At 62.2% G+C, this 15,354-nt stretch carries 15 protein-coding genes; 12 read left to right on the forward strand and 3 right to left on the reverse strand.

The window, feature by feature from the left end:
• Positions 1 to 46 precede the first annotated feature (46 nt).
• Positions 47 to 961 carry a 3-hydroxyacyl-CoA dehydrogenase family protein gene (locus RR42_RS33580; protein WP_043356328.1) on the reverse strand — a complete coding sequence of 305 codons (915 nt, stop codon included), beginning with the start codon at positions 959 to 961 and terminating at the stop codon, positions 47 to 49.
• A gap of 290 nt (positions 962 to 1,251) precedes the next feature.
• Here RR42_RS33580 and RR42_RS33585 point away from each other — a divergent pair, with 290 nt between their 5' ends.
• The 11 genes from RR42_RS33585 to RR42_RS33635 all read left to right on the forward strand — a co-directional run bounded on the left by RR42_RS33585 (position 1,252) and on the right by RR42_RS33635 (position 10,946).
• A complete protein-coding gene (locus RR42_RS33585; RefSeq protein WP_043356330.1) occupies positions 1,252 to 2,184 on the forward strand; it encodes a 3-keto-5-aminohexanoate cleavage protein in 933 nt (310 codons plus the stop codon).
• A 41-nt stretch (positions 2,185 to 2,225) separates the two neighbouring features.
• Entirely contained in the window at positions 2,226 to 3,047 is an 822-nt protein-coding gene (locus RR42_RS33590; protein WP_052495150.1) for a cyclase family protein, read from the forward strand.
• A gap of 11 nt (positions 3,048 to 3,058) precedes the next feature.
• Positions 3,059 to 3,433 carry a cupin domain-containing protein gene (locus RR42_RS33595; RefSeq protein WP_043356332.1) on the forward strand — a complete coding sequence of 125 codons (375 nt, stop codon included), beginning with the start codon at positions 3,059 to 3,061 and terminating at the stop codon, positions 3,431 to 3,433.
• Positions 3,426 to 4,214: an SDR family NAD(P)-dependent oxidoreductase gene (locus RR42_RS33600; RefSeq protein ID WP_043356334.1), complete on the forward strand. Its 789-nt coding sequence runs from the start codon at positions 3,426 to 3,428 to the stop codon at positions 4,212 to 4,214. The genes RR42_RS33595 and RR42_RS33600 overlap by 8 nt, the downstream gene beginning before the upstream one ends.
• Positions 4,215 to 4,313: 99 nt before the next feature.
• Positions 4,314 to 5,627, forward strand: coding sequence for an ABC transporter substrate-binding protein (locus tag RR42_RS33605; protein WP_236702111.1), 1,314 nt, complete (start codon positions 4,314 to 4,316; stop codon positions 5,625 to 5,627).
• 8 nt (positions 5,628 to 5,635) lie between these two features.
• Positions 5,636 to 6,373, forward strand: a complete 738-nt coding sequence (locus tag RR42_RS33610) for an ABC transporter ATP-binding protein (RefSeq protein ID WP_043356336.1) — start codon at positions 5,636 to 5,638, stop codon at positions 6,371 to 6,373.
• Positions 6,366 to 7,064 (forward strand): ABC transporter ATP-binding protein, encoded by a 699-nt coding sequence (locus RR42_RS33615; protein WP_043356337.1) that lies wholly within the window; start codon positions 6,366 to 6,368, stop codon positions 7,062 to 7,064. Before RR42_RS33610 ends, RR42_RS33615 begins: the two co-directional genes overlap by 8 nt.
• The gene (locus tag RR42_RS33620) at positions 7,061 to 7,933 is read left to right on the forward strand and encodes a branched-chain amino acid ABC transporter permease (RefSeq protein ID WP_043356338.1); all 873 of its coding nucleotides are present in this window, start codon (positions 7,061 to 7,063) and stop codon (positions 7,931 to 7,933) included. Before RR42_RS33615 ends, RR42_RS33620 begins: the two co-directional genes overlap by 4 nt.
• A 20-nt stretch (positions 7,934 to 7,953) precedes the next feature.
• A complete protein-coding gene (locus tag RR42_RS33625; RefSeq protein ID WP_063778474.1) occupies positions 7,954 to 9,009 on the forward strand; it encodes a branched-chain amino acid ABC transporter permease in 1,056 nt (351 codons plus the stop codon).
• Positions 9,010 to 9,099: 90 nt separating this feature from the next.
• The gene (locus tag RR42_RS33630; protein WP_082055199.1) at positions 9,100 to 10,218 is read left to right on the forward strand and encodes a porin; all 1,119 of its coding nucleotides are present in this window, start codon (positions 9,100 to 9,102) and stop codon (positions 10,216 to 10,218) included.
• Positions 10,219 to 10,259: 41 nt separating this feature from the next.
• Positions 10,260 to 10,946 carry a DAPG hydrolase family protein gene (locus tag RR42_RS33635; protein ID WP_043356340.1) on the forward strand — a complete coding sequence of 229 codons (687 nt, stop codon included), beginning with the start codon at positions 10,260 to 10,262 and terminating at the stop codon, positions 10,944 to 10,946.
• Positions 10,947 to 11,114: 168 nt separating this feature from the next.
• Here the strand turns inward: RR42_RS33635 and RR42_RS39170 are convergent, their stop codons facing one another.
• Positions 11,115 to 11,495 (reverse strand): c-type cytochrome, encoded by a 381-nt coding sequence (locus RR42_RS39170; RefSeq protein ID WP_082055200.1) that lies wholly within the window; start codon positions 11,493 to 11,495, stop codon positions 11,115 to 11,117.
• Between the two features lie 324 nt (positions 11,496 to 11,819).
• A complete protein-coding gene (gdhA, locus tag RR42_RS33640) occupies positions 11,820 to 13,163 on the reverse strand; it encodes an NADP-specific glutamate dehydrogenase (protein WP_043356342.1) in 1,344 nt (447 codons plus the stop codon).
• Positions 13,164 to 13,551: 388 nt separating this feature from the next.
• On the opposite strand from gdhA, the gene RR42_RS33645 reads away from it, so the two are divergent.
• The gene (locus RR42_RS33645; protein ID WP_043356344.1) at positions 13,552 to 14,202 is read left to right on the forward strand and encodes a HugZ family protein; all 651 of its coding nucleotides are present in this window, start codon (positions 13,552 to 13,554) and stop codon (positions 14,200 to 14,202) included.
• Positions 14,203 to 15,354 lie beyond the last annotated feature (1,152 nt).

Below are 15,354 nucleotides of genomic sequence, written 5' to 3' on the forward strand. Positions count from 1 at the left end.
GGTTCCGGCCCTCTTCCCGAGGGCTACGCCTTACGCCTTAACAGGCTTACGCCTGGGCATCGCCGCGTTCCTTTAGCGCGGCGGCAAGATACGCCAGGAGCTGCTCCCTGACGTCCTGCGCACTCGAATGCGTCCATTCGTAGAATCCCTTTCCGGACTTCATGCCGAGGTTGCCGTCGCGCACGCTGTTGGTCACGATACGGTTCGGCCACGAGGTGCTATCCAACGTCGGCAGGATAACGGCGTGAATGTCCTGCGTCAGGTCCAGCCCGACCAGGTCAGCATTCTCCAGCGGCCCCAACACCGGTAGCCGCAGGCCAAACGAGTTCTTGACGACCAGATCGACCGTGCGCGCATCGCAGATGCCTTGCGACACAAGGGCAATTGCCTCGCGCCAGAGCGCATGCTGCAAGCGATTGCCGACGAAGCCGGGAACATCCTTCCTGACGTGTACCGCCACCTTGCCGACCGATTCCAGCAGCGAGATCGTGCGTTCGACGACCTGCTGGTTCGTTGCCGTCGCCTGCACGACTTCCACCAACGGGATAAGGAAGGGCGGATTCCACCAGTGCGTTCCGACGAGGCGATCCTTTTTGCTGACAGCTTCGCCGATATGGCCGATGGGTATGACGGAGGTGTTGGACGCGATGATGCACTCGCCAGATACGACCGCCTCGATCTGGCGCATGACGTGATGCTTGATCTCGAGCTTTTCGGGCACGGCTTCGAACACGATCTGGCAGCCGGATAAGGCTTCGCTGATGTTGTCGCTCAGCTTGAGCTTTGCGAAAGACACAGCGGGACGTCCCAGCGCTTTCAGATTGGAAGCGATGCGCTCCTGCACGGTTTCGATCAAGCCTGGCGCGGCGTCGTAAACGCTCACATCGAACCGGCCGTCCTCCAGGAATACCTGCGCGATGCCGTGGCCCATCAACCCGGCACCGACGACACCAATACACATTGAATTCAATGTTCTCTCCCTCTTAATTTAACCGTATATCGGTACACATGTACCGCATTGAGGTTAACGATAGGCAGCAAACCGGCATCGGTCAACCAAGGGTAAACGCTGTCGAACAGCCGGATTCCCAGTCCTGGCGCGGGCTGCGAGGCAATTGCATGTCTCCCGTTGAACGCGTCACAGGGAAAGCCGCTGCGTGCACGCTTGACAACGCTGATGGCGATCCATAAAGTAACCGCAAAGCGATACAACATAACCGCAATACGGTACGGATATAAAAGGAGACAGCCATGGCAGCTGAGAAGGTCATCATTTCATGCGCGGTGACGGGGGCGATCCACACGCCCACGATGTCGCCCTATCTGCCAATCACGCCCCAGGACATCGCGCAGCAGGCGGTCGACGCCGCGCGGGCGGGAGCGTCGATCCTGCATCTGCATGCGCGCGATCCGCTGGACGGCCGCCCGAGTGCCGATCCCGACGTCTTTATGCAGTTCCTTCCGGAGATCAAGCGGCAGACCGATGCCGTGATCAACATCACGAGCGGCGGCAGCACGAAGATGACGCTGGAGGAGCGGCTCGCGCCCCCATTGCGCGCGCAGCCCGAGATGGCCTCGCTCAACATGGGCTCGATGAACTTCTCGATCCACCCGGCCGCTTCGAAGATTGCCCGGTGGGAGCACGATTGGGAGAAGCCATACGTGGAGGGCACGGAAGATACGATCTTTCGCAATACCTTCAAGGACATCCGACGCATCCTCATGGAGCTTGGCGAAGGATGCGGGACCCGGTTCGAGTTCGAGTGCTATGACGTAGGGCATCTCTACAACCTGGCCCACTTCGTCGATGCCGGCCTGGTGAAGCCGCCGTTTTTCGTGCAGACGATCTTCGGGATCCTGGGCGGTATCGGGCCTGCGGCCGAGAACGTGACGTTCATGCGCGAGACGGCTAACCGGCTGTTCGGCCGCGACTATTACTGGTCCGTGCTGGGTGCCGGGCGCCACCAGATGCCGTTGCTGACCTACGCATCGATCATGGGGGCGAACGTGCGGGTCGGTCTCGAAGACAGCCTGTACCTCGGGCGCGGCAAGCTGGCGCAGTCCAATGCCGACCAGGTCAGGAAGATCCGCCACATCCTGGAAGAACTCGGTTTCGAGATCGCATCGCCCGCCGAAGCGCGATCCATGCTGCAGCTCAAAGGGCGCGACAACGTCGCGTTCTGAACCCATCGAAATTACGCCATCCTTTCTACCACGGAGACATCATGTCGATATCCGCATACCCCGCCACGCCCCCTTCCAATACCGACGGCGTCGAATTCGTCGAACTGAGCCACCCCTGGGGTCACGGCGTGCCTAACTGGCCGTACTTCGAGGACGTGAAGATCGAACGGATCCACTACATGGCGAAGTCCGGCGTGTTGACGCAACGCATTACCACCGTCATGCACAGCGGTACGCATATCGATGCGCCTGCCCACGTGATCGAAGGCACGCCGTTCCTGGACGAGATCCCGCTGGACCGTTTCTTCGGCACAGGCGTGGTGGTCAGCATCCCCAAGAAAAAGTGGGAGGTGATCACGGCCAAGGACCTGGAGAACGCCTATCCGAAGATCCAGCGTGGCGACATCGTCATGATCAACACCGGCTGGCACCATCACTACGGCGACAACAGCCAGTACTACGCCTACTCGCCCGGCCTGTACAAGGAAGCGGGCGAATGGCTGGCCGAAAAGGGCGTGAAGATGGTCGGCGTCGACCAGCAGGCCCTTGATCATCCGCTGGGCACCGCGATCGGCCGCCACGGGGTCGGCCCGCTCTTGCCGCGGGTATGCGAGGAGTATGAGCGTGAAACGGGCCGCTCCGTCGAGCAGGACTTTCCGCACTGGGAGCCGGCGCATCGGGCGCTGCTCGAAGCGGGCATCCCGGGTATCGAGAATGTCGGGGGCGATCTCGACAAGGTGACCGGAAAGCGGGTGACGATAGCGGCGTTCCCCTGGCGCTGGGTAAAGGGGGACGGATGCATCGTACGTGTGGTGGCGATGCAGGACAAGAGCCAGTCCTTCCGTATCGAAAGCGGCCTGTAACGGAAGCGGCCATGGAAGTCAAACGGCTGCATGCCGCGGCCCGCTATGACGCGGCCAGGCATTTCGACATGCGGTCCCTGCGGTTGCAGGGGCTGGACGCCACGCACGTGGAGCATTTTTGGGTCGGCCTGTCGCACTTCTTGCCAGACGGCGGTGCGCAATGGGACGCAGGGCCGACAGAGAAGGTCTACGTGGTGCTGAGCGGTGAGATCACGCTCACCACCGCCGGCGGGGACGTCGTGCTCAAGGCATTGGACTCGTGCGTGATTCCGGCCGGCGAAGGGCGAAGCATCAGGAATGATTCCAGGCTGCCGGCGTCGATGCTCGTGATCCTGGCTTCGGCCTTGCCCGGCAGCCAATCTACAGGAGAAGGAAACAATGGCTAGTACCAGTGCCGCCTTTGGTTTGTCAGGCAAGGTAGGCGTGATTACCGGTGCCACCGGCGCGTTCGGGCGGGCTGCGGCACGCAGCCTGGCCGATGCCGGCGCGAGACTCGTGATCGCGGGGGCGAATGCGCAGGCGCTGCGCGAACTCGAAATGCAATTGAATGCCGACGGCATCCGGGTCAAGGCCAAGGCATGCAGGCCCGACACCGAGGCCAATGCCCGCAACCTGATCGACGAAGCGGTTGCGCAGTTCGGCGCCATCGATTTCGTCGTCGTCGGCTCGGGCACCAACGATCCCGCGCCGATCCAGGATATGACCACGGAGCAGTGGGAACACGTGATGGCAGCCAACGTGCGCGGATCGTGGCTGGTCTGCAAGGCCTTCGCCACCCACTGTATCGAGACGGCGCAGCGCGGCAGGGTTGTCCTGCTGTCGTCCACGCGCGGCAAGCTCGGGCTTGCCGCCGGTTACTCGGCTTACTGCCCCTCAAAGGCGGCGATCGATGGCTTGACGCGGACACTGGCATGCGAGCTGGGCCGCTACGGCATCAACGTCAACGCCATCGCGCCGACGGTGTTCCGATCCGAACTCACGGCATGGATGTTCGCCGATGACGATCGCGGCCGTGCAGCGCGCGAAGGGATGCTCGCGCGTATTCCGCTCGGGCGCCTGGGGGAACCCGAGGATCTCGTCGGTGCGTTGCAGTTCCTGCTTTCCAGGGCGTCGGAGTTTTGCACCGGCCAGACGCTATACATCGACGGAGGCTACACGGCCGGATAGTGATTCGCCCTGCCCGCAGCGGCAGGTACGAAAGGCAAGCGGTTCCAAAGAAGAACCGCGCCGACATGTGCATGACATGAGCATGACAGGAGACAAGACATGAAGAAGGAAACGGAAGGTGGCACTGTCCACCGGATGCGCTTCGCCGGGCGCCGCGCCACCTTGCGCGGCCTGGTGGCGCTGGGCGCGGCCACGGTTGGCGCGCAATCGATCCGGCCCGCTTCGGCGGCCGCGCGGCCGCTGAAGATTGGCTACGTGAGCCCGCGAACCGGGCCGCTCGCCCCGTTCGCGGAGACCGATGGATTCATGCTGCAGCGCGTGCGCGCAGCAATTGCGAACGGCATCTCTGTCGCGGGCAATGTGCATCCTGTGCTGATCATTGAAAAGGATAGCCAGTCGAATCCGAATCGCGCCGCCGAAGTCACGGCAAGCCTGATTAAGGACGACAAGGTGGATCTGATTGTGTCCGCGTGCACTGCGGACACCGTCAACCCCGTATCCGATCAATGCGAGCTGAGCCGGATCCCCTGCATCACCACGAACTGCCCGTGGCAACCTTACTACTTCGGGCGAGGCGGCTCGCCGGCGAAGGGCTTCGAGTACACCTATCACTTTTGCTGGGGACTGGAAGACCTGATCGCGGTGTATACGGCCATCTGGGACAGCACCGGAGCTGCCACCAATCGCACCGTCGGCGCGCTCTGGCCGAACGATGCGGAAGGCAACGCGTTCAGTGACAAGGCATTCGGCTTTCCGCCGGCGCTTGCCGCGAACGGCTACAAGCTTGTCGACCTTGGCCGGTTCCAGCCAGGCGCCAATGATTTCTCGGCGCAGATCCGCGCGTTCAAGGCGGCAAAGGTGGAGATCGTGACGGGCGTCCTGCCGCCCGCGGCATTCGCCACATTCTGGAGCCAGGCGGCACAGCAGGGTTTCAAGCCGAAGATCGTGACCTTTGCCAAGGCACTGCTCTTCCCTTCCGCGGTTGCAGGACTCGGGCCGCGCGGTGTGGGCTTGTCCACGGAGGTCGCGTGGTCGCCGGCCTATCCCTATCGCTCCAGACTGACTGGCGAGACCAGTGCACAGTTTGCCGATGCTTATGAAGCAGCGACCGGCCGGCAATGGGTGCAACCCCTTGGCGCAACGCTGTCCCTGTTCGAGGTCGCGCTCGATGTGCTCAGGCGGACCACCGTGCTAACGCCACAGGGCATTGTCGCCTCGATCCGTGCCACGGACTACGCGTCAGCCGTCGGTCCCGTCAAGTGGACCGGAAGCCCGGTCAAGAACGTCACCAAGACGCCGCTGGTCGGTGCGCAGTGGACCGCGGGCAACAGGCATCCACTGGATCTGCAGATCGTGAGCGCAACGCTCGCGAAGGATATCGGCGTGCAGAAGCGCCTGGCAATTCTCACCTGAGGGGTCGTATGGATCATTGTGTCCTTTCCGCCGAAATGCTGGTGAAGCGATTCGGCGCGGTGACGGTTGCCGACAATTTGTCCGTCACGCTCGATCACGCCGAAGCGCTGGGCGTCATTGGCCCGAACGGTGCGGGAAAAAGCAGCTTCTTCAACTTGCTGAGCGGCAACATCCGCGCGGACAGCGGCCGTATCCTGCTGGAAGGGCGGGACGTCACCCATGCCTCTCCGAACGAGCGGGCGATTGCCGGGATCGGGCGAACGTACCAGATCCCGCGGCCCTTTTCCCAGCTCACGGTATTTGAAAACCTGCTCGTGGGCGCGTTCTTTGGCGCCAGGCTGGACGCGCGCCGAGCTCAGCAGCACTGCTACGAAACGCTGGCACTGACCGGGTTGCTCCGCCATGCCGACAAACCGGCGGCTGCGCTGTCGCTGCTCGAACGCAAGCGGCTGGAACTGGCGCGAGCGCTGGCGACCCGCCCGAAGGTCCTGTTGCTCGACGAAATCGCGGGCGGCCTGACGGAGGGCGAGGCGGCGGAGCTGGTTGCGACCATTCAATGCATCCACGCCCAAGGCACCGCCATCATCTGGATCGAGCACGTCGTGCACGCGCTCCTCGCGGTTGTTTCCCGGCTGATGGTGCTGAGCTTCGGCAAGAAGCTCATGGAAGGCGAGCCGTCGGCTGTGATGAACAGCGCCGCCGTGCGGGATGTGTATCTGGGTATCGAGGTGGAATCCCATGCTTAGCGTTCATGAACTCGATGCGTACTACGGTGACTTTCAGGCGCTCTTTGCCCTGAGCCTGACGATCCGGCAAGGCGAGTCGGTGGCGATCATCGGCGCGAATGGCGCCGGGAAATCGACCTTGCTCAAGGCAATCTCGGGAGCGCTCCCTGTCAGGCACGGCGCGATCCGCCTGCGCGAACACAGCCTCGGACGCGACAGTGCGGCGCAAGTGGTGCGCAAGGGCATTGCGCTCGTTCCCGAGGGGCGCCGCATGTTTCCGAGCCTGAGCGTGGAGGAAAACCTGCAGATCGGGGCATACGCCAGGCGGCCGGGTCCGTGGAATCTGGGACGCGTCTACACGATGTTTCCCCGACTCGCGGAGCGGCGCCGGCAGAACGTGACGTCCCTGAGCGGTGGCGAGCAGCAGATGGTCGCCATCGGGCGTGCGCTCATGTCAAACCCCTCCATGCTGATGTGCGATGAGCTGTCGCTGGGCCTGGCGCCCAAGATCATTCGAGAGATGTATGGCCACCTCGCAACCCTCAAGGAGGAAGGCACGACTCTGCTGATCGTCGAGCAGGATATTCATCAGGCGCTTCGCTTCTCGGACCGCTACTACTGCATGCAGAAGGGGCGGGTCACGCTGTCCGGCAAATCCGCATCGGCCAGCAAGGAAGAGATCGGACGCGCGTACTTCGGAGAAGAACAATGACGGACTGGATCGATGTGATCGTTCAGGGCATGCTTCTGGGCGGCCTCTACGCCTTGTATGCGAGCGGGCTGTCGCTCATTTTCGGTGTCATGCGATTGGTCAACGTCGCGCACGGCGACCTGATCGTGCTGGCGGCATTCCTTGCCTTTGCGATTCGCATCCCGGGGGCGGAGACTTCATTTGCCTCGCTGCTGCTAACCGTCCCGGTCATGTTTGCGATCGGCTATGTCTTGCAGCGCGCGCTACTGAACGGCGCCATGGGCGCCAACGTGCTGCGTCCGATGCTGCTGACGTTCGGCCTGTCCATCGTCCTGCAAAACGGTCTCCTGGAAGTATTCTCGGCGGATGCCAGGAAGCTTCCTGGCGGCGCGATCGAGACAATGAGCCTGCCTCTGGGCAACGGCATCGCCGTCGGCATCCTCCCGGTGATCACGCTGCTGGCGGCCATTGCCGTTCTTGGCGCGCTCCAGTTCATGCTGCGGCGCACCGCAATCGGACGCGCATTCAGGGCAACCTCCGATGACGCGGAGGCGGCTGGCTGGATGGGTATCAATCACCGCAACCTGTTCGCGCTGGCGACCGGCATGTCGATGGCCGTCGTCGGCATCGCCGCTGTCTTCATGGGGACGCGGGCGAGTTTCGATCCTGCCAGCGGACCGGACCGGTTGATCTTTGCGTTTGAAGCGGTGGTCATCGGTGGGCTGGGTTCGCTGTGGGGCACCCTTGCCGGCGGCATCGCGCTCGGCGTCGCACAGAGCGTCGGCGCATCGCTTGACCCCGACTGGCAACTCCTTGCCGGCCATCTGCTGTTTCTCCTGGTGCTGCTGATCGCGCCCAACGGAATCTTTCCCCAACGAGGCAACCAATGAGCGCACACCTGACATCTCCCTTGGCGCTGCCTGCCAGCGCGCCGAGGTTTTCGCGCACCGACGGCGCCTTTGCGGCCACGGCCGTTGCGCTGGCCGCACTGGCTTTCGTGCTCGATGCGGGACAGCAGTCCATGCTCGTCGAGTTCTTCTATTTCGTCGCGCTCGCACAGCTGTGGAATATCCTGGCTGGCTATGGCGGATTCATGTCGCTCGGACAGCAGGCCTACCTTGGCAGCGGAGGCTATGTCCTCTTTGCCCTGGCGATCTTCTTCAAGATGCCGCCGCTGGCGTCGATTGTCCTGGCCGGGCTATGCGCTGCCGGCATGGCGTGCATCGTCGCATTTGCGGTCTTTCGCCTGGCCGGCCCCTACCTGGCGATCGGGACCTGGGTCATCGCCGAGGTGTTCCGGTTGGCATTTTCACAAGCGAGCGCGCTTGGAGCCGGGTCGGGAATCAGCATTCCCCTGGATGCGGTGCGCTCCCTTGACCTGGGCTGGATGAGTCGCGACATGTTGCTCTATCTCATCGCCCTGCTGCTTGCCGTCGCGGTGAACTATGGCGCGTACCGCATGCTCAGGTCGAAGTATGGTCTCGCGCTCTGCGCGATACGAGACAACGAGAGTGCGGCGTCCACCATGGGGATTCATCAACGGCACCTCAAGTTCGCTGTCTATATCGTGGTCAGCGCTGCCTACGGCATGCTGGGGGCGTTTATCTTCCTGACCAAGCTGCGTATTTCGCCCGCTTCCGCGTTCGACATCAACTGGACCGGCTACATCATCTTCATTGTGGTGATTGGCGGAATCGGCACGCTTGAGGGCCCGATCATCGGCTGCATCATCTATTTCGTGATGCGGCAGTACCTTGCCGACACCGGCAGCACCTACCTGATTCTTCTGGGATTGATCGGCATCGTCGTGATGCGCTTCTATCCCAGGGGAATCTGGGGGGAACTCGCCGCGCGCCATGGCATGGCATTTCTGCCCACGCGCTGGCACGCCCCGGCCAGGTACCCGGGTGCCCCGCCCGCCCGGGAGGGTGAAGGGCGGGGGGCGGAAGTAGCCGGCAACCGGTGATGACCGATACGTGACGGCGTCACGTTGCATGGGGCGCGCCGTAGTTCTCGCCCGCAGCGCAGCATACAAGAAAATAACGAGGAGACGACGATGAAAACAACAAAGACGGTGAAGGCAAGATGGCTGCTGGCGCTGCCGTGTCTTGGATTCGGTGCCGGCGCTTGCGCCCAGAGCAGCGTATCCCTGTTCGGCATGCTCGATGCCGGCGTGACGTATGTGAGCAATCAATCCGGAAAACGAGGCGTATTGCTCGATACCGGGGTCTATGTGCCAAGCATTTTCGGCATGCGCGGGAACGAGGACATTGGCGCAGGCAACAAGGTATTCTTTGAACTGGCCAGCCAGTTCAGCAATGACAATGGCGCAACGATTCCGTCGAACGGTTCGCTCTTCGCCAGGCAGGCACTGGTCGGTCTTGGCAATGTATCCTGGGGGAAAATTTCCCTGGGAAACCAGTATGACTTCATGACGGAATCCCTGTTGTTCGGCGGTCTTGACGGTGGCCTGCTATATGGCGGCTTCTACAATTTCCGCAATGGCCCGTTCACTGGCCTCGGCATTCCGAATAACCCAACGGGAGCGACCGACTTCGATCGCGTCGGCGCCTCCACGCGCGTGGCAAATTCCGTCAAGTATGTGACACCGTCAATTGGCGGCTTCACGCTTGGCGCCCTGTATGGTTTCGGCGAGGTCGCGGGCTCGATAACCTCCGGGCGGACCGCCAGCGCCGGGGTGAACTATGAGCGCGGCCCGCTCGCGCTTGGCGCTGCCGTCACGGACGCGCGCTACAGCGCGATCAACAATGGCCGGGACGGCATACGCAACGTCGGCGTGGGCGCGCACTATGGATTCCCTTCGGTGCTGGCCCACATTCTTTACACGAACACGCGCAACACACTCTCCGGTGCCATGGTCAACGTCGTGCAGGCGGGCGCAAACTGGACCCTGTCCGGCGCCCTGACACTTGGGGCCAACTACCAGTGGATGAAGGGAAACGCACAGCTCAGCCACAACAAGGCGCAACAGATCACATCGACCTTGATGTATGCGCTGTCCAAGCGCACCTCGGTCTACCTGGAAGGCGTCTACCAGCATGCTGCCGGCGACCACGGCGCGCAGGCATGGATCAACGGACTCTTCGGGCCAGACGCGGCGTCGTCCGGATCCAGTCAGACCATCGGGCGTATCGGGATGGCCACGCGGTTTTAAGGTGACAGTCAGTTGGTGTTCTTTTTTTGAAGGAGATTCAAATGGATTTGTCTGAAGCGCACGCCTTGCTCGATCCGGCTCCGCTTGCTCTGGAGACCGGCTATGAACGTCTCGCAAGCGGCGTCTTGCACGTGGCCTGCCGCACGGAACTACACGGCTGTACGGGGGAAATGTTTGAATGGTGGTTCCGCTTTCGCCCAAATACGCAGCAGTACATCTGGTGGCATCCGGCCGACCATGTCTCCAGCGCGTGGGCAGAGGCTCAGGATGGGACACATATCGGGTCCATTCATCTGGTCGAGGAGCATTTCTCCGGATCGCCCGCGGAAAAGCTCGCCATTCAGTTTCGTCATCCCCATGAGTATTTCGATGCCGCGGCATACGACGAAGCCAGGGACCGCGGCGCCATCAGCGCGGCGGTTTGCGGCCGGGTCGGCATGGGCGATGCGCCTGCCCGCACCGGCAGTGGCGAAATACTTGGCGGCCGGCTGTTGCACATGGGGCGCGATACGCCATCGGGAATGGCGCTGAGAAGTCATTTCTACCTTGGCGAGGATATGCCCGCGCAAGGGCATGGCGCCGAGGAGATCAAGGCTGCATTTCCCGATGCGTTCGGACAGGCACTACTCATGCACTGCTACAACGAATTCACCTTCCTTTCCCGCTTTCTGCCCTCGCTCTATATTGCAGAGCATCGGGATAGCGTCAAGGTTCGGCTTCCGTGGTGAGGGACAGGGAAACTGTTCCGGCCCAATCATTTCCTTCGTTTTTTTGGGTCATGAACTAAACCGGTCATCGATTGGTGCGCAGCGTGGGCGAAGTCCAAGGCTGCGCATCGGTCGGCAGCCAAGGTCGTGACGGATCGAGGGTTGGCCGGCAGTTACACGAAAATATTATTATTTAGCCCTTGATATTGCACCGGTCATATACTCATTCAGATCACGAAAATCCTTTACCGTCCATGTGAACGCAGGTAGTTTTACGCCATTTTCCCGCAACGTTCTCGGAATCAGATCTCCGTTGGGACGGAGTATGACGGACGATACAATGACACCCGGATAATCGATCAAGCGTCTCTTGAAGGCAGACGTTGTAAGATCAGGCGTTGAAGGGGTGCTTTTATTGGCCAATGGTCCGGTGCCTTTAATATCAGCACCGTGGCACATAGCGCATCTCTGCAAATAAATGCTCTTCCCATTGATACTATCCGCAAAGGACATAGACGGCGTCAAAAGCATGATTGTCAATGCAGCGATGACGTTCTCTTTAGCTTTCATGCGCACCGCGCTCCCAATGTAATCAGCTTGAATCAGCGTCTGGCGCTGTGAGAATTGCCACGATAGCCTAAAAATCTTCGCCCACGATCTTACCGGCTGGCTGCCGGTTGAAGCGAGCGCGAGAACAACGTCCGAGAAAAAAATCCCGGGCGATTTGGGGAGAAAAGGAGGACGACGGATCAGTCGTCCCAGATCGGCGGCGTGTGTATATCGTTGATTCGTGAGGCGGAATGCTCAGGCGCCCGACTGGCCCAGGCTTGCGACGAGTCGGGTCAGAAAACCAAGGTGCAGGCCAACGTGCGTGGGCTCGCTACGAGCCCACGATCAAACCACGCCCTGCGCCAGCATCGCGTCCGCGACCTTCACAAACCCGGCCACGTTCGCGCCCTCCACGTAGTTGATGAACCCGTCGGCTTTCTGGCCGTAGTGGATGCAGTTGCCGTGGATGTCCTTCATGATCGCGTGCAGCTTCTCGTCGACCTCGGCATGGTGCCAGGACATGCGCATGGCGTTCTGCGACATTTCCAGCCCCGAGGTGGCGACACCGCCGGCATTGCTGGCCTTGCCCGGCGCGTAAAGGATGCGCGCGGCCAGGAAGCGGTCCACGGCGTCCAGCGTGGCGGGCATGTTGGCGCCTTCGGCCACGCAGAACACGCCGTTGGCCAGCAGGCGTTCGGCGTCATTGCCATCCAGCTCGTTTTGCGTGGCGCAGGGCAACGCCACGTCCGCCGGCACGTGCCAGGGTGTGCGGCCGGCTTCGAAGTGCAGGTCCTGCTCGGCGGCGAATTCCGCCAGGCGGCCGCGCGCCTCGTTCTTGAAAGCCATCAAGGCCGACAATTGTTCGCTGTTCATGCCCTTGGGGTAATGCAGCACGCCACCGGAGTCGGAGACCGTGAGCACCTTGGCGCCCAGTTCGATCGCTTTCTCGGCGGCATACTGGGCCACGTTGCCCGAGCCGGACAGCAGCACGCGCAGGCCGCTGAAATCGCGCCCGCGGCGGTGCAGCATCTCCTGCGCGAAATACACCGTGCCGTAGCCGGTGGCTTCGGGCCGCATCAGGCTGCCCCCGAAGGCCATGCCCTTGCCGGTGAAGACGCTGGCGGAACTGTTTGACAGCTTTTTCATCATGCCGGCCATGAAGCCGACTTCCCGCGCGCCCACGCCGATATCGCCAGCGGGCACGTCGGTGTCCGGGCCGAGGTGGCGGTAGAGCTCGGTCATCAGCGCCTGGCAAAAGCGCATCACCTCGCCATCGGACTTGCCCTTGGGATCGAAGTCCGAGCCGCCCTTGCCGCCGCCCATGGGCAGCGTGGTCAGCGCATTCTTCAGCGTCTGCTCGAAGCCCAGGAATTTCAATACGGAGAGATTGACCGTGGGATGCAGGCGCATGCCGCCCTTGTAGGGGCCGATGGCTGAGCTGTGCTGCACGCGGAAGCCCCGGTTGACCTGCACCTGGCCGCGGTCGTCGGTCCATGCCACGCGAAACTGGATCACGCGCTCGGGTTCCACCAACCGCTCCAGCAAGGCCTGTTCGCCGTAGCGCGGATGCTGCTCGACGAAGGGCCAGAGCGTCATCATGACTTCCTTCACGGCCTGGAGGAATTCGGGCTGGTCGGGGTCGCGCCGGGCAACGCCGGCCAGGAATGTTTCAAGGGAGGCAGATGTCACAAGTGTCTCTTTGTTTCGATGTGCTGGTGCTTGGCAGAAGACGGCCGCCGCGGATACCTGTCCGGCAGGCGTGCCGAGGGATGCCACGGCGCTGCCCGGATGTTCCGGGGCGGCGCAACTGCGGCGAGCCCGGTGGGTATGTGGCAACGGCCGCCGGGCCATGTCAATACATCCAAGACTGGGATTGAATGTATTGCAAAGGGCGAAGCTTAGCATTTGACATGGGCGGCAAGACAGACACAACACCTTTAACCAGCAGACATATAGAGGCTGCCTGCTTGTATTTTTGTGCGATCAGCGCCCACCAGGCAGGGACTGGCGGCCTCGAAGGCGGGCCTGAGCACGCCGTACAATGCTCGGATCGCGCACAGACAGGGGGGCAAAGAACGTGGAAGTCCCGATCGATCAAGTTGTCAGCCTGCTCCACGAAGCGGCCTACGGCACCCTGGCGACGCACGCTTGCACCCTGCCCGGCTACCCCTACGCCACCGTGGTGCCGTTCGTGCCCGACGCGGCCAGCGCGCCCGTGATCTGCGTCAGCGCATTGGCCGAGCACACGCGCAACCTCCTTGCCGATGCGAGAGTGAGCCTGTCGGTGCTGCAGCCCGGCGCCGTTGACGTGCAGAACGCCCCGCGCCTGACGCTGGTGGGCGATGCCGCCCGCATCGAGCCGAATGCCGACGAGCTGGCGCGTTACCTGCGCTATGCGCCGGCTACCGAGCCATTGCTGGCGCTGGATTTCCAGTTCTTCCGCATCCACCCGAGCGCCATACGGTTTATCGGCGGCGTCGGCCGGATGGGCTGGATCGGGCAATCGGCGTGGGACGCCTTGCCGCAGGTGGCGCCAGGCGTCGAGGCCGGGATCGTGCAAGCGGCGTCGCTCGCCGCGCCGGGCGGCGTACGCGTGCTTGGCGTGGATGGCTATGGCATTGACTATGACATCGCGGGGCACCGCCGCCGCAGGTGCTTTCCCCATGCACCCATCGCGCCGAACGCGTTGGAGGCGACGGCCCTGGCCATTGCGGCCAGCCTCGGCTGAAGCAGCCTTTGCCGCCCTCAGGCGATGCGCAGCACGTGGACTCCGCTGCGTAGGAAAAACAAAGGTGGAATCTAGCGGTCGATCGAGGCCGGCCGGCTCGCCGTCCGGGAGCAAGAGAAACTCCTGGCCGAAAGCGCATCGTTCGCCGTCGATACCACGCTCTCTGGCAAGCGAGAACTGATCCTGATGGGACGGGCCAAGGCTGCCGGCTACAAAGTCAATCTCGTCTTCGTCGGCGGCCCCGATCCAGGCCTTTGCATCGCGCGGATCGCCCAGTGAACGGCCGCGGGAGGTCACTGGGTGCCCCCCGGAGATGTAAGGCGCCGCCACGCCCGAAGCCTTGCCAATTTCGCTCCCGCGTTTGAGATTGCAGACAGGACCTTTGCGCTGGACAACTCCGCTCTGCGTTCACGCCTGATTCTGTCCAGGGAAAACGACCGCATGCGCCAGCGCTCTTCCAGGCTGCCGCAATGGGCCTTGGATGCATTTCCTGCCCGGCTCTTGCCCCAGCTCGCCGGACCACGGTATTAGGCCGCATGCCCGAGCACAGCAGAAAGAAGGCCAACCAAAAGCAAGATCAACCAACTGTGGTAGCCGTGTTTCCCGCCCGAAGGGGCGGGAAACACCCAAGCGCGATGCGAAGCGAGCCGTGAAGGTGTGCCAAGGCCGTATGGGGCGCCTCGGGATTCGGCGAAAAGAGCGGAAAAGAGGGACCCATGTCTGAGTATCGCCTTAAGGCGATGCGAGTTTGGGTCCCGGCCGCTCTTTTCGTCGAATCCCGAGGGGTAGTCGCCCCATCCGGCGCGCCTTTTTTGCCTACTTTTTTGGCAAGACAAAAAAGTAGGTCGCCGCGCCGCAGGCGTGGTGAAACTGCCGTTGCCTTTTACGTCAAGCAGTTGCAGTTGCTCTCAATCCCCCCCAATCCCCCCCCCAATCCCCCCCCAATGCCGGCGCCGCCAAAGCCCACCACAGCAAAAAGCGAATCAAGCCTTGATACACCGCTAGTGACCAATGCCTCTGCGGAAGTACAATCAAATCGTCTCGTTTTCCGGAACGGAGTCCGAATTGAAATCGGCAACAGTAGCGGCACCCAAAAAAGCGCCTTCCGAGGCCCCCAAGAACAAACCCGCAAAACCCGCGCGCGCGAAGGCG

The organism is Cupriavidus basilensis (assembly GCF_000832305.1).
GTDB classification, from domain to species: domain Bacteria; phylum Pseudomonadota; class Gammaproteobacteria; order Burkholderiales; family Burkholderiaceae; genus Cupriavidus; species Cupriavidus basilensis_F.